Raw genomic sequence first — 20395 nt, 5'->3', positions numbered from 1 at the left:
AATCCGTTTGCCGGGTCCTGCCAGTCCAGCTTCTGCCTGCCAGATGCAGGCTTGGTGCCTCGGGGGCGTGTCTGGAGAAACCGCGGGGCCTGATGCTGGGCGGCTTCATCTCCCGTTCTCCCAGCGTCCGTTTAATCGCCCCATCCCAACAGGGCCTAAAGTCACGCGCGGGGCATGGGTCCTTGGGCCCTTGTGGCACAGTCATGCAGTCGGCAAGAATTTGGCATCAATGAAGTGTCGGCAAGCGCGGTTGTCGCCCCCGGCCGGAGAGGGAATGTCATGAATCACCCGGATGTCCCAGGCCTTGCCAGGGCGGCTTCGCCAGAAAGTCCTGTTCGTGTGTTCATTCTTGATGACCACGAATTGGTTCGCCGTGGGTTGCAGGAACTTTTGGAAAGCGAAGGTTTCCAAGTGGTGGGCATGTCCGGATCAGCTGAGGAAGCAACGCGTCGTATACCGGCATTGCACCCCGACGTCTCAGTCCTGGATGCACGGCTGCCTGACGGTACGGGCATTGAAGTCTGCCGTGATGTCAGATCCGTTGACCCTCGCTTGAATTGTCTGATTCTGACCAGCTACGACGATGAAATGGCTCTGCGAGGTGCAGTCCTGGCAGGAGCCGCCGGATACATCCTCAAGGAAATCGGTGGTTCAGACCTTCTGGGTGCGCTGCGCCGGGCGGCGCGTGGCGAGTCGCTCTTTGATGAATCAGTAAAGTCGCGGATTATCCAGGGACTCACGGAACCGAAGAGGCTCGATCCGCGGGTAGCCGCCCTGACCCCCCAGGAGCGGCGCGTACTGGAATACGTCGGTGAGGGAATGACCAATCGCCAGATAGGCGAGGAGATGTTGTTGGCCGAAAAGACAGTTAAGAACTACGTCTCGTCCCTTTTGGCGAAACTTGGGTTCGAGCGACGGACCCAAGCCGCAGTCTTTATGGCCCACGCACCCGACGAAGACGCTGGTTCCGTTCGCTGACACTCAGGCCAAAGGAACGGACCAAGTCAGCGAAGTACCCTTCCCAGGCGTGCTGGTGACAGTGAATGCGCCGTTAAGTTCTGCAGCCCTACGGGCCATGTTTGGCAGCCCGTTACCGGATCCCTTGGCCCTGAAGCCGCGGCCGTCGTCACTGAGTTCCATGCTTAGCATGCCGTCAGCAACCCAAACTGACACGTCAATGGTGTCCGCGCCGGAATGACGAACAGCGTTGCTGAGGCTCTCCGAGATAACCGCCAGGAGGTGGCCTATCGTGACATCGTCCTCCACGGAATCAACCGGTCCCATCAAGGCCAGATGCGGCGTCTGTGCCAACGATTTTGCCCCGGCTTGTATCGTTTGGAAGATCCGGCTGCTCAGGAGTTCGCGCTCGTTGGTACTTGTCCGCAGGAAGTAGATGGTGTTCCGAAGGTCGCGGATGGTCGTATCGAGTTCGTCCGTTATGGAGTCGATGCGTTCAAGGGCTGAGCTGCCCGCGGTGTAGCGCCGGAGGCTCTGGATGCTCAAGCCCGCGGCAAAGAGGCGTTGGATGACCAGGTCATGAAGGTCCCTGGCAATCCTGTCCCGGTCGGTGAAAACCACAAGCTGCTCCCGGACGAGATGGATCCGGTCCAGCGCCAAAGCCAAGGCTACATGTGAGCCGAAGACTGGAGCCATCTCAACATCTGTGGCAGAAAAAGGCCCGGCGCCGGGTTTTCGACCAAGAACCAGCAGCCCTTGATGGGTGCCTTGGGCGCTGAGGTCTACGACGAGTATTTCTCCCGGACATTCGCCGGCCGGATCGCCAAGGAGGAGCCAAGGGTCCTCGCCTTGGGTTGCTCCTTGGGCGGTGACGTCAAGGAAATCGGTGGAATCCAAGGATAGTACCCGGCCCATCAGGCCCGGGCCCTTCTCGCCTGCTACCGCCTCTACGGTGTAGTCTCCGCCGTGTTCTGCACGGGGCATCAGGACCACGGCAAGGTGGCATCCGGACTCCCTGAGAGCCCTGTCTGCAATGAGGTCAAGGGCATCACTTTCGGGCTGGTCCTCCTCCAGCATCAGCCCCGTAATTTCCATACAAGCTTCAAGCCACGACGTCCGGTGCCCGGCGTCCTCGTAGAGCCGGGCGTTTTCGATCGCGACGGCGGCAGCTGCCGCCAATGCCACCGCGACATCCTCATCTTCCGGAGTGAAGTCCTCGCCGCCGTCCTTCTCTGTCAGGTACAGGTTGCCGAAGACGACGTCCCGGATGCGGATTGGAACACCGAGGAAAGACTTCATCGGCGGGTGGTGCTGCGGGAAGCCGTAGGCCATCGGGTGTTCACGGAGGTCGTGGAGCCGCAAAGGTGAAGGTTCGGTAATGAGCAGTCCCAGAACCCCATGTCCAGTGGGCCGAGGACCAATCCGGCTCGTCAAATCGTCGTCGATGCCCACTGTGATGAAATGGCTGAGCGCCTTGTCCTCGCCGATAACACCCAATGCACCATAGCGTGCCTGCAGGAGATTGCATGCGGAAGTAACCACCCGCTCCAGCACAGATTCAAGGCTCAGGTCTTCTGCAACGGCCACGACGGCCTCGAGCAGGCCCCGCGTCCTCTCCTGGGCCTGCAGTAACTCGTCTGCCCTGGACGTGAAGTCCTTCAATAGGTCCTCCAGTTGGACCGCCGGAGCAACCGTGTGGTGTTCGCGTGGGAGATTGGGAGAGTCTTTCATCGCCGCCTTTCGGCGCCCGCCACCAGCGTGGTGCACGGCGTTACTGTTTGGCACTTTCGGTGTCAGCCTACTCCGGGCCCGTACGGCTAGCCATAACCGCAGGCAGAAGGGGTCTTTGGGCCCTGTCGCAGTAACCGAGGCAGGCTTAGGATCCTCGCATGAGGAACGAACCATCAGCACCCGAGGCCGAGCACCTGGACACCAAGCAATGTTGGGAGCAACTCCGCAGCGTATCCGTGGGCCGCCTGGCAGTGTGGATGGGCGACCATCCCGATATCTTCCCCATCAACTACAAAGTTGACCACGGCACCTTGGTCTTCCGAACCGGCGAAGGAACCAAACTCCATGCTGCGCTTGGAACAACGCCGGTAGCGCTGGAAGCCGACGGTGTGGATACAGCCTCGGGAATTGCCTGGAGCGTGGTGGTAAAGGGGACGGCCGAAAGCATCCAGCTGACGCAGGAAGTACTGGACACTGTGGGACTGCTTCTCTTCCCCTGGCAAGCCGGGCGGAAGGATCACTTCGTCCGGATTATCCCAACCACGATGACGGGGAGGCGTTTCAAGGTGACACCGCCATTGACGTGGTGGAGCCCTTTGGACGACGCCACCCGTGCGGGTTTGGAATGACGGTGGCTCCTACAGGAATGGACCACACCATGAAGGCACTCGTCTATGAAGGACCAGGATCCACGTCCTGGAAGGACGTTCCTGATCCACACATCACCCACCCTACGGATGCGATTGTCCGCATTGACACGACCACCATCTGCGGGACGGACCTGCACATCCTCAAGGGCGACGTCCCAGCGGTACAGCCAGGACGGATCCTCGGGCATGAAGGCGTCGGTACCGTCACCGAGATAGGCACCTCGGTTAGCGGCCTGCGCGTTGGTGACCGGGTCATCATCTCGTGCATCAAGTCCTGCGGCCATTGCAGCAACTGCAGGAAGGGCTTGTTTTCCCATTGCCTTGGAGAAGAGGGCCAGGTGGGGACGGGGTGGATCTTCGGTCACCTCATCGACGGGACCCAAGCGGAATTCGTTCGCGTCCCGTACGCGGACAACTCGCTCCACAAGCTCCCCCCGGGGGTAAGCGATGATCAGGCCGTTATGCTCTCCGATATCCTGCCCACAGCCTTCGAAATCGGTGTCCGCGATGGTCGCGTGGCCCCCGGTGACGTCATTGCCGTTGTTGGCGCCGGGCCCATCGGCCTGGCAGTGATGGCGACGGCGGGGCTTCATGGTGCCGCGACCATTATTGCCATTGACCCCAACGAGAGCCGCCTGGCCCGGGCGGCGGAATTTGGTGCGACGCACGCCGTGAATCCAATGAACCCCGAGTGGATCAGTGAGGTCCTTGCCCTCACTGATGGTGCCGGGGTTGATGTTGCCCTGGAAGCCGTCGGGCTCCCGGAGACTTTTGAGATGGCATTGCGCTTGGTGCGGCCAGGGGGAAACGTTGCAAACATTGGCGTTCACGGGAAGCCCGTCGAACTTCCGCTCCAAGATCTTTGGATCCGCAACATCAATATCAGCATGGGCTTGGTCAACACCAACACGACTCCGATGCTGCTTCGCCTCGTCGCCCAACAAAAGCTGCCTGCCGGGAAATTCGCAACCCATCATTTCGCGCTTGACCAGATTCTGGATGCGTACGACACATTCTCAAGGGCGGTCGAAACGGAGGCTTTGAAGGTGGTCCTCAGCAGAACCCCGCATGATTAGCGCCGTGGCACCGCAAGTAGCGAAGCTTGCGCTGCGCTTTCCTTTGGTAGCGTCCACAGTGCTGGCAGGGGTCATCGTTGCGGGATTGGTCATCGCGGGACACGCCGCTGCGGCCCAGGGAACAGCCACCATTTATTCACTCTCGGTGGCCTTATACCGTACGGTGGCTATGGTCAAAGGCCTCCTTCGGGGACGGTGGGGCATCGACCTCTTGGCTGTGACGGCGATTGGTTCCACAGCAGCGGTTGGGGAATACGTGGCCTCATTGGTCATCGTCCTCATGTTGACTGGCGGCGAAGCACTGGAGGACTTTGCCCAGGGCCGGGCCACAAGAGAGCTCCGAGCGTTGTTGGAGCGTGCTCCCCGGAGCGCCCATCGCGAGGGCTCGGATGGCCAGGTGGTGGACGTTGGTGTCGACATCATCCGTCCTGGCGACCTCCTCTTGGTGAAGCCGGCAGAAACGGTCCCCGTCGATGGCAGGATGTTGTCCGACGTCGGGACTCTTGACGAGTCCGCGATCACAGGGGAAAGCCCGCCGGCGGAGCGAGCAAAGGGTGACCGGTTGCTCAGTGGCTCCCTGAACGGAGCCGACGCCATACGCCTGGTGGCCACTGCCTCAACGGAGGAGTCCCAGTACAGCCAGATCGTCGCCTTGGTGCGGGAAGCTGCAGCGAGCCGCGCCCCCATGGTGCGCTTGGCTGACAGGTACGCAGTGCCCTTCACACTGGTTGCGTTTCTTCTTGCCGGTACGGCGTGGCTGCTTAGCCAGGATCCCGCGCGCTTTGCCCAGGTGCTGGTGGTGGCGACACCCTGCCCTCTGTTGATAGCGGCACCTGTCGCCTTTCTTGCCGGTGCCAGCCGTGCCGCCAAAGCAGGAATCATTATTAAGAACGCCGGTACCCTGGAGAAGCTCAGCCGGGTGAAGACGGCTGTGTTCGATAAGACCGGGACACTCACTCAGGGCAGGCCCGTCCTGTCCGGGATACGGCTTGCTGCCGGGGGTACCCTGTCCGAGGACAGGCTTCTGCAGCTGGCGGCATCGGCCGAGCAATATTCCTCCCATGTCTTCGCGGCCTCCGTCATTGAGGCCGCCCGAGAGCGTGGCTTACCTCTGTTGCCGGCGTCCGGTGCCAGCGAACACGCCACCAATGGTGTCAGCGCCGCTGTGGGGCCGCAGACGGTTCTCGTAGGAAAGCCTGCGTTCGTCAGCGCAAATACGAGCGGGTTCGAACGCACACCCTTGGAAGGTGGACAGCTCGCCGTGTACGTCGGTGTCGATGGCACATATGCCGGAAGCCTGATCATGAGCGATCCGCTGCGCACCAACGCCGTTGATACACTCGCCCTGCTCCGGAAGCTCGGTGTCGTGGAGACGATGCTGCTGACGGGCGACACCGCAACTACTGCCCGCCACATTGCCGCTGTGGCCGGGATCGGCAACGTCCTGGCGGAATGCCTGCCGGCGGACAAAGTCGCTGCCGTTGCGTCCCTGCCGATGAGGCAGGTCATGATGGTGGGCGACGGCGTCAATGACGCACCCGTCCTGGCTGCGGCCGACGTCGGAGTCGCCATGGGCGCCAAAGGCTCCACCGCAGCCAGCGAGTCGGCCGATGTGGTCATCATGGTCGATGACCTGTCCAGGGTCGCGTCGGCTGTGGACATCGGGGAGTACACGCTGCGGATTGCCCGGCAGAGTATCTGGACCGGCATTCTGTTGAGCCTGGGCCTGATGGTCATGGCATCGTTCGGGGTGATCCCGGCTGTTGCCGGAGCACTGCTGCAGGAACTTGTAGACCTGGCGACGATTCTGAACGCGCTAAGGGCACTTGGACCGGTGCAGCATTTCAAGCCCGCACAACTGGAAACCGTCCAACCCGAACGGATTCCGCGTCAGTAACGTTCCGGCTCATCCCCAAGTTCAAAGTAACGGCCCTGGATGCTTGTCGGAGTAATTTCGACGTAGGTGTACTTGCGGGTGGCAATCCATGGTTTGAGGGGCAGCTTGTCTGCCTCGTCGATTTCGGTTTGCGACTCAATAACCCTCGCCTTGCCCTTAAGAACTACGCTCCATGCCTGTGCATCTAAAATCTCCTCCACTTCGAAGGCCACCTTCTCGTTCACCGTCAGTTCGGCCAGCTTCGTTCCCGGGTTGGTTCTTAGGAGCAGCCGATGGTTGTGGGCGATGAAGTTCAGGGGATAGATGTCGGGCTCACCCAAAACGCTGACCGCCAGGCGACCATGTTGGTTGCGTTCGAGGACTTTCCATGAATCGTCCTCAGACAGGACGGTGCCGGGCCGCTCGTCATTTTCCATGATCGTTGTCTCCTGTGGTGCGGACGGGACAGGCGCCAAGGGTTCCTGCCATCTGATGTCGTGATCCTATGGCTGCGGTCGTGCCTGCCAACAGAGTCCAAGGTCCCGCAGCAACCTGTCCACCGTGACCTTCGGCTCTACGCTGGCCCCCAATGACGCGTTAGGCTCGCGCCATGGAGAACACATCGATGGACCAGGACACCAAAGAGCTCAGCGTTCACGACTGCTGGAAGTATCTTCAGTCCACATCCACCTGCAGGATTGCACTCATCAACGGAAACGTTCCGGAGATCTTTCCGGTGAACTACATTCCCAATTTCGGGACGATCCTGTTCAGGACAGGGCAAGGGACCAAACACAAAGCCCTTCGTGAAGGGACACCGATTGCCCTGGAGGCTGATGGATTTAATCGTTATGGAACCATCGCGTGGAGTGTCATCATCAAGGGTCATCCAGAGTTCGTAACCCACCCCGAGGAAATTCAGGAAGCCGTAAATGCAGGGTTGGCGCCATGGCAGCCGGGTGCAAAGGACATTCTGGTCAGGGTCACTCCCACGGAAATCAGTGGTCGGCGGTTTGTGATCACGCCGCCGTCGAAATGGTGGCCGCCCCTGGACCCGTCGGCTGCCGTGGACGACACGACGGACGGGGACTCCTCAAAACGGAACGACGACGAAAACGGCTAATTGCCATGCCGCGTGTTTGGCTCGGGCCGGGTCAGGATTGTGGGGCACTGGACATTCAGGAGAACATGCTGCGCCACAGATCCCAAAAGCACGCGCAATCCGCCACGACCCCTGCATCCCATCACCAGGACCTGGGCTTCCTTTGCAGCAGCGACGAGTGCATCCCCTGGACGGTGGTCCAAGTCCAACTTCTCCCGGACGTTCAGGGCCGGGTAACGTTCTTTGACCCACCGGACAGAGTCGCCCATAACGTCCCCATCCTTGGGCGCCAGGGCCCCTGGACCTGATGCATGAACAATGACCAGCTCCTCCCTTAGGCGTGAGGCTTCAGTAGCTGCCATGTCCAAGGCGCACAGCGAATCTGGGGAGCCGTCTACTCCGACCACCACTCCAGAACGTTTCCCCGCAGTAATGTCCGGGACCACAGCGACTGGCGCTTTGCTGGTGACTGCGATCTGGAAACTGACCGAGCCGTATCCCTGACCTTCGGTACCTGGGCCGCGATCCGTTCCAACCACCACCATCTCCGCTTCCGAGGACAGGGAGGCAATCGTTTCCGCGGGTTCGCCGGAGAATTGCGTGGATTTGATCTCCATCGAGGGAAAGATCCCGGCAAGTCGCGCTGCTTCGCTCTTGAGGAGGTCGTTGGCACGCTCCATCGTCAAGGTACGGTCACCCGGGAGTGGGAATGCCCAATCCGGGGGAACGACGTGGATGAGATTGAGTACCAGACCGAGGGCATCTGCACGGGCGAGAGCCCAGTCTGCGACACGGCTGCCCGCCCTGGAACCATCAAGGGCCGCCAGAATCTGCTTTTTCACGTACAGACGTCCCTTCGGTTCATTCCGATAGTGATCGTCTCCACTATCGGCGTGGCGGACCGTCGTGGCAAGGGTCCGAAGCCCCTCCCGCTGATCGGCAGAGTGCGTTAGGGTCCTCAGCAGAGAGTGCTTGACCTTTCACCGAAGACCGACGGGAAGGACATGAGGTGCACGTTCTTGTGCTGAACCCCGGCTCGTCGTCACTGAAGTACCACTTGAGGGACACCACGGTCCCGACCGGAAACAACAGCATCCTGGCTTCCGGACAAGTCAATTGGCCGCCGGATCATCGTTTCGATGCCGCCCGCCTCCACGGCGTTTTTGACGAAATCGTTACGGCTGTGGCCAACAGCCTGGATTCAGGTACTCCGGATTCAGTCGGGCATCGTGTGGTCCACGGCGGCGACCGCTTCAGCACCCCTGCACTTGTCACGCCAGACGTTGTAAGGGCTATTGAGGGGCTCAGCCCGCTGGCGCCGCTTCACAATCCTGCCAGCGCCGCGTGCATGAACACTGCGCAAGAGCGTTGGCCGGGCGTTCCACAGGTGGCCGTCTTCGACACCGCTTTCCACCGGTCCATACCGGAGTTCGCCGCCCGCTATGCCGTTCCGGAAGACAGCTATGTGGAACACCCCATCAGGCGCTTCGGATTTCATGGCATCTCCGTTGGGATGGCCTGCCGTGACACTGCGTCCTACCTCGGGGTGGACGGTTCCTCGTTGAATGCGATTGTGGCGCATATCGGAAACGGGGCCTCAGTCACTGCCGTGAGGGGAGGTCAGAGCGTTGACACCTCCATGGGAATGACACCGCTGGAGGGACTCATCATGGGAACCCGCTCCGGCGATCTGGACCCTTCCATCATCCTGTTGATGCAGCGTGCGGGAGCGTCGGCCGAGGACGTCGATGAGGTGCTCAACCACAGATCAGGCCTCCGGGCATTGGCCGGGACCGCGGACATGCGTGAGGTCTGCGCGGCTGCAACAAGGGGAGAACCCAAGGCCATTCTCGCCCTCGAAGCGGCTGCCTATCGTTTGGCCAAGTACGTAGCGGCGTACTCCATGGTGGTTCAAAAGCCCGACGCATTGGTGTTCACAGGTGGCGTGGGCGAGAACTCCGATGTATTCAGGTCGCGGGTCCTCTCATGGCTGGCCCCCTTGGGACTACGCATCACGGAGGACAGGAATTCGGCCCCAGTGGAAGGCATCCGTGGAGTCAGCTCCGATGACTCGTCATTTCCGGTGCTGGTAGTGCCCAGCGACGAGGAACGGGCCATAGCTGAAGCAACTGCATCACTCCTCGGTGGACATAGTTAGGAAGGAACGCGGCATGACGCAACGCACTCAAGACAGCCACCCAGGTTCGCGGTCGGAAAGCGAAGACTTCGAACTGCTCAACAAGTACTGGGCAGCGGCGAACTACCTGACTGTTGCACAGATCTATCTCCAGGAAAATCCGCTGCTCCGCGAGCCATTGCAAGCCCAGCACATCAAGCCCAGACTTCTGGGCCATTGGGGGACCAGTCCCGGGTTGTCTCTTATTTACGCCCACCTGAATCGCCTCATCCGTCGCACGAGTGCGGAAGTCCTCTTGGTGACGGGCCCCGGTCACGGAGGCCCCGCCGTCGTCGCCAACACATATCTCGAAGGCAGCTATTCCGAGGTCTATCCCGCTGTTGGCAGGGATCTTGCAGGGCTGAGACGACTGGTCAGGCAGTTTTCGACGCCGGGCGGGATCGCGAGCCATGTCGGACCGGCCACGCCAGGTTCCATTCACGAAGGCGGTGAATTGGGGTATTCGCTGATGCATGCCACAGGTGCGGCAATGGACAACCCCGGCCTGATCGTTGCGTGTGTGGTGGGGGACGGGGAGGCAGAAACCGGGCCATTGGAGGGTTCCTGGAAGGCGCCGTCGTTTCTTAACCCGCTGAGCGACGGCGCTGTGCTTCCGATTCTCCACCTCAACGGCTACAAGATCTCGGGGCCTACTGTCTTGGGACGGCGCTCGAACCTGGAGGTGGCGTCGTTGCTCGAAGCGCATGGCTGGGAGCCTGTGATCGTCGACGGGGATGATCCTGACCTTGTCCATCCAGCATTGGCATCAGCCATGGACTCCGCCTACGCAGCCATCCGGGCGATACAGTCACATGCCGGCCAGGAAGGCGTTACGGGGCCAGCCCGATGGCCAGCCATTATCCTGCGGACACCCAAAGGCTGGACCGGGCCGGCAACCGTTGATGGGGTCCCCGTTGAAGGTACTTTCCGTTCACATCAGGTCCCTCTCGCCGGAGTGCGGGAAAAACCGGAGCACCTGGCGCAACTGGAAACCTGGATGCGCTCCTACCGGCCGGAGGAGCTGTTCGACGCCGATGGCCGGCTTTTCGCCGAATTGGCGGCGCTGGCTCCCGACGGCGATCTGCGCATGGGCGCGCTGCCGGCCAGTCGCGGCGTGGGTGGCACGGATCTCGTGGTTCCGCCCATCGAAAAGTACGCTGTGGAGACCCTGCCCCGAGGCCAAAAAATGTACCAAAGCACAAAGCCGCTGGGGGAAATGCTCCGGGATATCTATATTGACACTGCCGAGGATCCCAGATTCCGGCTTTTCTGTCCCGACGAAACCAACAGCAACAGGCTCGGTGCCGTCTTTGAAGCCACGGACCGTTGCCTTCTGGAGCCGGATGCCAGTGTGGCTGCCCCATCTGGCGGCGACCATGTTTCCGCTAATGGACGCGTCATGGAAGTCCTCTCCGAACATCTCTGCCAAGGATGGCTGGAAGGATACGTCCTTACTGGCAGGTACGGCTTGTTCGCGAGCTACGAGGCGTTTGCAATGGTGAGTGCGTCCATGACAGTCCAGCACGCCAAATGGCTCCAACATTCGCGGGACCTGGAGTGGCGGCAGCCTGTGCCGAGCCTGAATATCCTCCTGACCTCCACCTGCTGGCGGAACGACCACAACGGTTTCAGCCATCAGGGTCCGGGACTCATCGACACGGTCTTGTCACTGTCCGGCACTGTCATACGGGTCTACCTTCCACCGGATGCCAACACCCTGCTGGTCACAGCGGAACACATGCTCAAAAGCAAGAACTATGTGAACCTTGCTGTCATCGACAAGCAGGACCACCCGCAGTATTTGACCCTCGACGAGGCCAGGAAGCACGCCGCCGTCGGTGCATCCGTATGGGACTGGGCGGGGAACGAAGTGTCCCTGGGGTCTTCGAAGGACGTTGCGAAACCCGACATCATCCTGGCCTGTGCGGGGGATGTTCCGACCCAGGAGACCTTGGCAGCGGCATGGCTGCTCCGGCGCCATGTTCCCGATCTGACTGTCAGGGTGGTCAACGTCATGGACGCCATGGTCCTACCGCCTCCGGACACGCATCCGCATGGGCTTTCCAGTGAGAAATTTGAAGAGATCTTTACTGGTGACGTGGATGTGGTGATGGCATGGCACGGGTATGCACGGGCCCTCCATCAGCTCCTGCATGGTCGCCCGCTGCCTGAGAGGTTCCACGTCCGCGGATACAACGAGCAGGGTACTACGACCACACCGTTTGACATGGTGGTCCTGAACAAAGTCAGCCGCTATCACCTCGTCATGGAATCACTTCGCCGTTCCCGCGGACATTTCGCGGGTGCAGAAGAACTCCTGGAACACTGCCGCAACCAGCTCGACGCCCACGCTGCACATATACGCGAACACTTCGAGGACCTCCCTGAAATCCGCGACTGGGTATGGACGGAGCCGGATTCCTAAAGGAGCTCGATCTCCTCGTGCCGAATGTCCGAATGCAGGGAAGCAGACCCTACGCTGGGTTCATGAGTGAGAGACCGGCTACCTGGCATAGGCAGCATAAAGCAGGTTTGAGCCGGGGCGAGCGCGCAGCGGATATCCTTCGGAATGGCATGGGTAGTTGGATCTTCGTATCGCTGTTCGTTGCATTTATGGCTGCTTGGGCTGCTATCAACACATTTGTCTTTACGTCACATGCATGGGATCCATATCCATTCATCCTTCTGAACCTCTTCCTGTCCATGCTGGCTGGGCTTCAGGGCGCAATATTGCTGATAGCTGCAAAGCGGCAAGACGCCATCGCAGCAGCTATGGCCTTGCATGACTATGAAACGGACGTGCAGGCAAAAACCGAGATCGATCGGCTGATGGCAATCAACAGCCAACAACTGGAACTTCTTGAGGAACTGAGGGCCCTGTTGTTGCGGCCCAGAACGTCGGGAGGCGACGGCGACCGGGAGGCGGGGCAAGCCGCGGAAGAGTAATCTCAATGGCCCCAGCAAGTTGCTGGTATCTCTAGCCGTACCCCACGTTTAGTGTTGGAGGGTGGAAGTACAGGGAGAACTTAAGACTGCTCAAGAGGCCGCCAATGATCCTCGTATCCTGGTTTTCGGGCGTTTGCTGGGTGCTGCTAACCGGCTGGAGTATTTGCTTGGTCGATCTTTGGAGCAGGAGGTGGGGCTCAGTCACTCACTATTCGAACTCCTTCTCTTAGTGGGCCGTGCTGGTGACAAGGGAATGCCTGTGCGCGATATTGCGCAAGCCAGGGTGCTGACCTCGGGTGGTGCTACCCGGCTGGTTCAGCGGGCATCGGCGCAGGGTTTGATCGAGCGCAGAGGTTCCACGGATGATCGTCGCGTCCAGCTGATCCACCTCACCCCTCACGGAGAGCAAGTCCTCCTTCGGGCCGCTGCCCTGCATGCCCGAAACGTAGAACGCTATGTCATCGACCCCTTGCCCGTTGATCAAGCCGAGGTCTTTGCGACAGCTATCCGGACGCTGAGCAAGAACGCCGCGAAAGAACTGCCGACCATGCCGTGATCACCGGTCCGTGCGCGAGAGGGGAATAGCTGACTAGTCAGCTTTGTTACTGGCTATGGGTGGTACCAAGCCGCCTGCCTGGACGTTCCGTGCTGTACACGAGAAGGAGCACCACCCATGTCGCTTAACTTCGAAGTCTTCGATCTGGACTTTCCCGCCGGTTCACCCAATAAGTCAGCCATCCTGGTCACAGGTCCCACAGAAGCGTTGCTCGTTGATGCCGGCTTCACGCGCGCAGACGGACACCGGTTGGTAGCCGCCATCCTCGACTCCGGGAAGGACCTGGCCACGGTCTTTGTAAGCCACGCCGACCCGGATTTCTATTTCGGCCTGGAAGCTATCGCTGATGCGTTTCCCGATGCGGCCATCGTCGCCACTCCGATCGTGATCGAGCACATCCGCGACTCCTTCGAAGGCAAGCTCAAGGCGTGGGCCACGCTGGGAGCGAACCTGCCAACGCGATTGGTCCCGATCACCCCGCTCGTCGGTGATTTCCTTGAGCTGGATGGCTACAGATTCGACGTCAAGGGAGGTTCGACCCTCCTGCCGGACCGGCATTATCTGTGGAACGCCGATTACCAGGCCGTCGTTGGTGGGGTCCTGGCGTTCCAGCAGGAACATGTCTGGACCGCCGATACCGCGACGCCGGAACAGCGGGCTGCCTGGATCGACATGCTCGATGAGATGCAATCGCTGGAGCCTCAGTTGGTCGTCGCCGGACACAAGCTTCCTGGGACAGCAAACGATGCGAGCGGCATTGATTACACCCGCAAGTATCTGCAGGACTTCGAGCGCATTCTCGAACATTCCCCCGATGGTGCTTCGGCAACAGCCGCGCTCGTGGAAAGCTATCCGGAATCAGGAATGCTGATCGCGGCACAAATTGGACCCAAGGTGGCCAAAGGTGAGATGACATGGGGCTGAACGAGACGATGGACCCAAGGACGTCCACAGCCCCTCGTGATGTTGTCCGCCGGCAGTACATTGCCTCAGCCGCCGGTGACCTCGAGGCGCTTCGTGCCACGATGGCGCCCGACGTCGAATGGACTGAAATGGCGGGGTTTCCCCTTGCGGGAACCTATCGCACACCGCAGGGCGTCACGTCCAACGTCATGGAAGTACTCGGGCGCGACTGGGACGGTTGGACCGCTCACGATGACAGCTACGTCGTCGATGGTGAGAACGTCGTCGTCCTCGCACGATACACAGCAACGCACCGTAAAACCGGGCGGAAGCTCAATGTCCGGGTAGCGCACCACTTCATTGTCCGCGGGGGTCTCATCGTGCGCTTCGAGCAGTTCGTCGACACCGCGAAAGTCGCCGAAGCCGCTGGCGACGAGGGGGACCATTGACGAATGCCGACCCGGCCGCAGACTAGTCCAGCGGGTCGCCGTCTTCCTTCTACCAGAACAGGCCGTATTGGTGGATGGCGTTGCCGTATTAGCCGATGTCGCCCGCTATCCCGAGCCAGGTCACGTTTGATTCACGTCACTTCGTGACGCGCGGATCGACTCCATATTGGGCCGGAACGCCAAGATGTTCGCGCAGGGTTGTGCCGTTATATTCCCGGTGGAATAGCCCGCGATCCTGGAGGATTGGCACGACGCCATCGACGAAGGCGTCAATCCCGTCCTCGTATATGTCCGGCGACACCCAGAAGCCGTCCACAGCTTCTGCTTCGAACCATTTCTGCATGTGGTCAGCGGCTTCGGCGGCCGGTCCGACGACGACGGGGTGGTAGTCGATCACACCGTGCGCGAGCACATCGCGGACCGTCCAGCCTTCACTCGCGATCCTAAGTGCATTAGCCGAGCGAGGGTCGCCCGCTGATGGCCGCGCCTTGGACAGTTGCTCCCGCGATAGTGCCTCGTCGAGCTGTGCCGGATCGAGGCCCAGGCCGAGCATCTGTCCAAGATAGGACGCGCGCTGAGGAAAGATTCGCTCACTCAGCGTAATTCGGCGATCAAGACCTTCGCGCTTGTCCTTGGCGATCGTCGTCATTAGGCCGGCAAAGAACTTGAGCTCGTCCGGATCCCGCCCGGCGCGTTCGGCCGCTTCACGAAAGGCGGCGCGCTGCGCACGCGCATCGTTGAGAGTGAAAGCTGCGCCGATGACGCCACTGGCGTAACGACCGGCGAGTTCGAGGGCGTTCGCACTGCCTCCCGCGTGGAAGACAACAGGTTGACCCTGCTCGGATGGAGGGATGTACAGCGGACCACGCGAGGCGACGAAATTGCCACCCATATTGATGGGTGCGATCTGGTCGGCGTCCGCGAAGCGGCCCGTTGCCTTATCGTGCATCCACGCTGTCTTTCCCCAGCTGCCCCAAAGAGACTGTACTAGCTGGATCGTCTCATGCGCCCTCCCGTAGCGTTCCTGGCTGGATGGAAGTCGTTGGCCATAATTTGCCGCGACATCTTGTCCGCTCGAGGTGACGGCATTCCAACCCGTCCGCCCATGACTCATGACATCCAGCGCCTTGAACTGTCGGGCGAGGTTGAACGGCTCGTTGAACGTCGTCGAGCCGGTGGCGACAAGGCCAATCCGGCTGGTTTCGCGGGCTACAGCTGCCAACGTCACCATGACGTCGAGATTGAAGTGGGGCGGCTCGTTCTCGATATCGCCGACGTGTGTGGGGTCATCCGGTAGGAACAGGAAGTGGAGCTTCCCGCGCTCGGCCGCCTGGGCATGGCGAACCTTCGCGTCAAAACTCGTATAGCTCCTGGGGTCTACTGCCGGGGCGCGCCAGGCCGCAGGCAGGTTGCCGTATCCGTTGCCCAGATGCATGCCGACAATCATTTGTCTGGTCATGATCTCCTCTTTCTGTGCGCAGATTGGGGTCGCCGACGGTCCTGTTCCGGCCCAGTTCGCCAAGGTTCCGGCTATTGCGCGTCCGCAGTATCCGGATGATCGCGAAAAATCCACCTCAGTGTCTCCGGGAGGACTGCGCCACCGTGCAGGAGCGAGTGTCCGCCCTCGCCGTACACGAATTTGGCATCGTAGCGTCGATACTCAAGGGCTGCGAACATGTCGTGGTTGGCGATCGGAATACTGCCGAAGATGACGTCAAGGTCCCGGGCTCCAGTCTGGAGCCACACCCGGATTGGTTTTCGTGGGTTCTGCCGGATTGCCGAGGGATGATTGTGGCCGCCCCGGATATTGATGAAGCTGCCGCAATGGGAGATGACGTTGCCGAAGACGTCAGGACGTGCCCAGGCTGCGGTGAACGCGCAGTTGCCGCCCGAACTGATGCCTACAAGCACTCGATCCCGGGGAACCGTGGAGACATTGAGATGCCCTATGGCATCCGGCAGGAATTCGTCCGTGAGGAATCTGGCATAGTCGCCGTTGATGGAGTCGTACTCGATGCTGCGGTTGTCCGTTCCGCCAAAGTGGGGATATCCCGGGCCTTGCTCGCCTGCTTCAATGAATATGGCGACCGTAACCGGGATCTCGCCCTTGTTGATGAGGTTGTCCAGGACGATATCCGCGCTGGCCTTCGGTGCCAGATACAGATTGGCATCCTGAAAAATGGCAAGGGCGGCGGGCTTGTCTGGCGTGTATTGAGCAGGGACGTAGAGGTAGTAGCTCCGTTCCACGCCAGGGTAAACGCTTCGCCCTGTGTGACGTCCCTTTGTCAGCGTGCCTTGAGGGGTGCCTGGCTGTCGCTCGGAATCTGGACCCAGCGAATAGATCGGCTTGGTGTCATCGGCGAAGACATAGGCAGAAGCATCCTTGCCAGAGATTGTGAGGTCATCCTGGTAGTCGTTTTCCTGCCGGTAATCAGCATCCGGGGTCTGGCCATTGTTACCAGTCACGCGTGGTTCGGTGTCCGGGGAATGCGTCATTGTGATCCTTTCAGTGAGAGGTGAACCCGCCGTCGATGACGAGTTCCGTTCCAGTGATGAACTTGGCCTCATCCGATGCGAGGTAGAGCATGCCATACGCGATGTCGGAGGCTTCCCCCGCGTGGGGCGGCAAAGGAACGGTTTCAGGGTTGGCGAGCGATTCCCTTGTGAGCCCGTAGCCACGGGTCAGGCCGGTGTCGACCGGACCGGGATGCACTGAATTCACCCGGATGTTGTCCTTGGCAAACCACTGGGCAGTGTGTTTTGTCAGGGAGCGGACTGCCCCCTTCGAAGCGGAGTAGGCTGCACTGCCGCCATCCGAGGCGCCACCCACAATGCCGGCGATCGATGACACGTTCACGATGGAACCGGCACCCGCGGCCTGCATGGCGGGAATGACGCTCTTCATTCCCAGCCAGGATCCGGTGACATTGATGGACATCACCTTGTTCCAGTCGTCAAGCTCGGCTTCGAGAACACCCTTCGCCATGGCAATTCCGGCGTTGTTGATCAGGATGTCGATCGTGCCCCACTCGGCGAGTACGTCCTCGACTACACGCTTCCAGTTCTCAGCGGAGGAAACATCGTGCGTGCGTGCAATGGCCTCGCCTCCGTTTTCGGTGACTTCCCCGACCGCCTGTTGCAGTGCCTCTGCGGAGATGTCGGTGGCCGCTACCCGCGCCCCCTCGGCTACGAAGAGCTTGAGGGCAGAGAGGCCCATTCCGCTGGCTGCGCCCGTGACGACGGCGACCTTGCCGGCCAATCGTGACATGTCATCTTCCTTCCCTGATGGTTGATCTGTGAGCAGGTACTGCGGACGAGGATATGAGACAGCTCAGGCTTCTCCTGACCGCTTCCGAGACCGTGTGTAGGCGTCCAGCGAGACGGCGGCGAGCACGATCACACCAAGGGCCACCTCTTGTGTTGCCTGCGGAAATGCCAGGATGTCAAAGACGTTGTTGATCGTCCCAAAGATCAGGATGCCGACGAGTGTTCGCCACATGGCGCCTTCTCCGCCGAGCAATGAAGTTCCGCCGATGATGACGATCGCGATCGAGTTAAGCGTGACTCCAACGGCCACGCCTGGCTGTCCGACGCCGATGACCGACCCCAGGACGATTCCCGCGAGGGTTGCCAGCATCGCTGTCAGCACGTAGGTACTTGCCCGGAGGGACACCACGGGCAGTCCGGCCAACCGTGCGGCTTCGTTGTTGCCGCCGATTGCGTAGATGCCCCGGCCGTACACGGTTCTGGAAAGTGCGAACCATCCTGCCGCTACGAGGACAGCAAGCAGCCAGACGGAGAGCGGCGCCCCGAGGAAGTCCTTGTCCGAGAGGAAGTCGTAGCCGCCTGCTGCCATGGGAACCGGTTTGGAGTTCGTGAACAGCAAGGTCAGCCCGCTGAACAATGAGGCTGTAGCGAGAGTAGCGATGAACGCGTTCACTTTCGCTTTTGTGATGAGGAGGGCATTGACCAGGCCGAGAAGGAATCCGATCACCAGCGTGATGAGTATCGCCAGACCCGCAGGCATCATGTGGGACAGCGTTGCGTAAGACACTCCGCCGATGGCCAGTACGGCGGCGACCGAAAGGTCGAAACCTCCGGCGATAATAATGAACGTCATCCCTACGGCGATAATGCCGACAGGTGCATTTTGGGTGAGGATGTTGACGAGGTTTCCTGGGTTGAGGAAGCGAGGATTGAGGCTGATCGCCGTCATCACGAGGATGATGAGCACCCAGACCATCCCGAGGCTCGCTGCTCTCTCCCGTAGATTGACTCTTCTCTTTCTTGTGACAGGGGGAGCAACGGTGTTATCCGGGGTGGTGTCCCTGTCGATGGTGGCGCTCATGCGTTCTCCTTCAATCCGAATGCAGCTTTCAGTACGTCTTCCATGGCGATCTCTTGATCGCCGTTTCGCTCCAGCAAGCCCATGCTTTGGCCTTTGGCGACGACGAGTACACGGTCCGAAACGGCCAGCACTTCCTCGAGTTCGGATGAGACCACGATGACGCCGACGCCGTCGTCCGCCATTTTGCGCAGGCTCTCAAGCAACTCGCCCTTGGCGCCGATGTCTATACCGCGTGTGGGCTCGTCAGCGAGGAGCACTTTCGGGCGGTCGTACAACCACCGTGCCATCAAGAGCTTCTGTTGGTTGCCGCCGGAAAACCGGTCGCTCCGTTCACCCAGCCGGGCTATCGGGAAGTTCAGCTTCGAGGCAGCCTCGGCAACCATGGCACGCAGTTTCCTTCGCCCAATTACGCCGCCTGATGAGGCTGCGCCAAGATTGGACAGGGCAATGTTGTCCGCGGCATTTCGGGGCATAACCAGGCCCTGGCCCTTACGGTCTTCCGGGATCAGACCTATTCCCAGCTTGCGGGCCGCGCGAACTGTTCGCGGCCAGGGGGACTGGGCCCCCGACAAGCGGATGCTTCCCCGGGCAGTCGATTCCGCGCCGGCAATCGCCCTCAGCAACGTCGAGCGGCCCGAACCTACCAGACCGGCAATGCCGAGTATTTCGCCTGGCTTCACTTCCAGGTCGATGTTCTCGATGACCCCCGGCACAGTAAGGCCGACCACTTCAAGGACCGGCGCAAGAGACGGGTCAATCGATTTCTGGTGGATACCGGCCGGCTTGTCCATCAGCACCCGGCCAAGGGTTTGGTCACCTCGCTGCTCGCCAAGCATCGCGCGCACGAGTTCGGCGCGCGAACTCTCTCCCCGCCCGCTCGTGACGATGGCCCGGCCATTCCGGAATACCGTGACTCTGTCGGCCAGCCGTTCGATTTCATCGAAGTTGTGACTGACAATCACGATGGTGACGCCGCGCTTACGCAATCCTTCGATCGCTCTATACAGGGCTTCCCGCTCCTCCACGGCCAGGGACGCGCTCGGCTCATCGAAAAGGATGACGCGAGGATCCACCACCAGCGACCGCATGATCTCAAGCAATTGCTGCTCGGCCACTGACAGGGTGCCGACGGGCACGCCAGCCGGAACGACCTGGACCTCCAGCTGGGCACACAGCTGGACGTATTTGCGTCGCATCTCAGCGGCGGAGAGTACTCCGAACCGGGACAGGACGGAGCCGAGAAAAACGTTCGCTGCTGCATCCAGATGCGGGATGATCGTCAGTTCCTGATAGATGGCCGAGACACCGCTCCGGCGTGCAGCGCGAAGGTTCCCCGGTTCAACTTGTTCACCGAAGACTTCGACGACACCCCCGTCATAGTCGACGCGACCGGCGATAGCGCCCAACGCCGTGGACTTGCCCGCTCCGTTCTCGCCGATCAGTGCATGTACCGTTCCTTCATGGATCTCAACGTCCACATCGATTAGTGCGCGTGTGGCACCGTAGGTCTTCGACACCGCTTTAAGTGCGACGGCGATAACCGGGTCCGATTTCGAAGGCTCCATTGCCAGTTCTACTTTCTATGTTGGGCTGGGCGGCGTTCGAGCGAACGACGCCCAGCCCCA

General features: G+C 60.6%; 19 protein-coding genes. 11 read left to right on the top strand and 8 right to left on the bottom strand.

Features of this window, described 5'->3' with window-relative positions; all coding sequences use genetic code 11:
• Nucleotides 1–279 precede the first annotated feature (279 nt).
• A complete protein-coding gene (locus AC1DD5_RS19975; RefSeq protein WP_477522527.1) occupies nt 280–978 on the top strand; it encodes a response regulator in 699 nt (232 codons plus the stop codon).
• A 3-nt stretch (nt 979–981) separates the two neighbouring features.
• Here AC1DD5_RS19975 and AC1DD5_RS19970 read toward each other — a convergent pair whose 3' ends face one another.
• Complete coding sequence (locus AC1DD5_RS19970; protein WP_477522526.1) at nt 982–2742, bottom strand: GAF domain-containing sensor histidine kinase; 1761 nt, start codon at nt 2740–2742, stop codon at nt 982–984.
• Between the two features lie 104 nt (nt 2743–2846).
• Here AC1DD5_RS19970 and AC1DD5_RS19965 point away from each other — a divergent pair, with 104 nt between their 5' ends.
• Genes AC1DD5_RS19965 through AC1DD5_RS19955 form a run of 3 tightly spaced genes read left to right on the top strand, consistent with a single transcriptional unit; the run spans nt 2847 to nt 6311 of the window.
• Entirely contained in the window at nt 2847–3317 is a 471-nt protein-coding gene (locus AC1DD5_RS19965) for a pyridoxamine 5'-phosphate oxidase family protein (protein WP_442005503.1), read from the top strand.
• 29 nt (nt 3318–3346) lie between these two features.
• On the top strand, nt 3347–4414 hold the full coding sequence (locus tag AC1DD5_RS19960) for a zinc-dependent alcohol dehydrogenase family protein (RefSeq protein WP_477522525.1): 1068 nt from the start codon (nt 3347–3349) through the stop codon (nt 4412–4414).
• Nucleotides 4415–4418: 4 nt separating this feature from the next.
• On the top strand, nt 4419–6311 hold the full coding sequence (locus AC1DD5_RS19955; protein WP_477522524.1) for a heavy metal translocating P-type ATPase: 1893 nt from the start codon (nt 4419–4421) through the stop codon (nt 6309–6311).
• Here AC1DD5_RS19955 and AC1DD5_RS19950 read toward each other — a convergent pair.
• Nucleotides 6305–6727 carry a pyridoxamine 5'-phosphate oxidase family protein gene (locus tag AC1DD5_RS19950; protein WP_477522523.1) on the bottom strand — a complete coding sequence of 141 codons (423 nt, stop codon included), beginning with the start codon at nt 6725–6727 and terminating at the stop codon, nt 6305–6307. The genes AC1DD5_RS19955 and AC1DD5_RS19950 overlap by 7 nt on opposite strands.
• Before the next feature lie 173 nt (nt 6728–6900).
• On the opposite strand from AC1DD5_RS19950, the gene AC1DD5_RS19945 reads away from it, so the two are divergent.
• Nucleotides 6901–7413 carry a pyridoxamine 5'-phosphate oxidase family protein gene (locus AC1DD5_RS19945; protein WP_477522522.1) on the top strand — a complete coding sequence of 171 codons (513 nt, stop codon included), beginning with the start codon at nt 6901–6903 and terminating at the stop codon, nt 7411–7413.
• On the opposite strand, the gene AC1DD5_RS19940 is transcribed toward AC1DD5_RS19945, so the two are convergent.
• Complete coding sequence (locus AC1DD5_RS19940; RefSeq protein ID WP_477522521.1) at nt 7410–8234, bottom strand: universal stress protein; 825 nt, start codon at nt 8232–8234, stop codon at nt 7410–7412. The two genes, AC1DD5_RS19945 and AC1DD5_RS19940, sit on opposite strands and share 4 nt — an antisense overlap.
• Before the next feature lie 167 nt (nt 8235–8401).
• On the opposite strand from AC1DD5_RS19940, the gene AC1DD5_RS19935 reads away from it, so the two are divergent.
• From AC1DD5_RS19935 to AC1DD5_RS19910, 6 genes are all read left to right on the top strand, one after another.
• On the top strand, nt 8402–9550 hold the full coding sequence (locus tag AC1DD5_RS19935) for an acetate/propionate family kinase (RefSeq protein WP_477522520.1): 1149 nt from the start codon (nt 8402–8404) through the stop codon (nt 9548–9550).
• Between the two features lie 13 nt (nt 9551–9563).
• On the top strand, nt 9564–11993 hold the full coding sequence (locus tag AC1DD5_RS19930) for a phosphoketolase family protein (RefSeq protein WP_477522519.1): 2430 nt from the start codon (nt 9564–9566) through the stop codon (nt 11991–11993).
• Between the two features lie 62 nt (nt 11994–12055).
• Complete coding sequence (locus AC1DD5_RS19925; protein ID WP_477522518.1) at nt 12056–12514, top strand: DUF1003 domain-containing protein; 459 nt, start codon at nt 12056–12058, stop codon at nt 12512–12514.
• Nucleotides 12515–12575: 61 nt separating this feature from the next.
• Nucleotides 12576–13070: a MarR family winged helix-turn-helix transcriptional regulator gene (locus AC1DD5_RS19920; protein WP_477522517.1), complete on the top strand. Its 495-nt coding sequence runs from the start codon at nt 12576–12578 to the stop codon at nt 13068–13070.
• Between the two features lie 117 nt (nt 13071–13187).
• Nucleotides 13188–13994 carry an MBL fold metallo-hydrolase gene (locus tag AC1DD5_RS19915; protein ID WP_477522516.1) on the top strand — a complete coding sequence of 269 codons (807 nt, stop codon included), beginning with the start codon at nt 13188–13190 and terminating at the stop codon, nt 13992–13994.
• Nucleotides 13985–14422, top strand: a complete 438-nt coding sequence (locus tag AC1DD5_RS19910) for a nuclear transport factor 2 family protein (RefSeq protein WP_477522515.1) — start codon at nt 13985–13987, stop codon at nt 14420–14422. The genes AC1DD5_RS19915 and AC1DD5_RS19910 overlap by 10 nt, the downstream gene beginning before the upstream one ends.
• A gap of 136 nt (nt 14423–14558) precedes the next feature.
• Here the strand turns inward: AC1DD5_RS19910 and AC1DD5_RS19905 are convergent, their stop codons facing one another.
• The 5 genes from AC1DD5_RS19905 to AC1DD5_RS19885 form a co-directional block, all read right to left on the bottom strand.
• Nucleotides 14559–15881, bottom strand: coding sequence for an NtaA/DmoA family FMN-dependent monooxygenase (locus AC1DD5_RS19905; RefSeq protein ID WP_477522514.1), 1323 nt, complete (start codon nt 15879–15881; stop codon nt 14559–14561).
• Nucleotides 15882–15952: 71 nt separating this feature from the next.
• The gene (locus tag AC1DD5_RS19900; protein ID WP_477522513.1) at nt 15953–16918 is read right to left on the bottom strand and encodes an alpha/beta hydrolase; all 966 of its coding nucleotides are present in this window, start codon (nt 16916–16918) and stop codon (nt 15953–15955) included.
• Between the two features lie 10 nt (nt 16919–16928).
• On the bottom strand, nt 16929–17690 hold the full coding sequence (locus AC1DD5_RS19895) for an SDR family NAD(P)-dependent oxidoreductase (RefSeq protein ID WP_477522512.1): 762 nt from the start codon (nt 17688–17690) through the stop codon (nt 16929–16931).
• A gap of 63 nt (nt 17691–17753) precedes the next feature.
• A complete protein-coding gene (locus AC1DD5_RS19890; RefSeq protein WP_477522511.1) occupies nt 17754–18770 on the bottom strand; it encodes an ABC transporter permease in 1017 nt (338 codons plus the stop codon).
• Nucleotides 18767–20335, bottom strand: coding sequence for a sugar ABC transporter ATP-binding protein (locus AC1DD5_RS19885; protein ID WP_477522510.1), 1569 nt, complete (start codon nt 20333–20335; stop codon nt 18767–18769). The genes AC1DD5_RS19890 and AC1DD5_RS19885 overlap by 4 nt, the downstream gene beginning before the upstream one ends.
• Nucleotides 20336–20395: the final 60 nt, after the last annotated feature.

It is taken from the genome of Paenarthrobacter sp. 10L420 (assembly GCF_056395385.1).
Note: the sequence above shows the minus strand (reverse complement) of the source record. Positions and strands in the feature narration are given on the sequence as shown.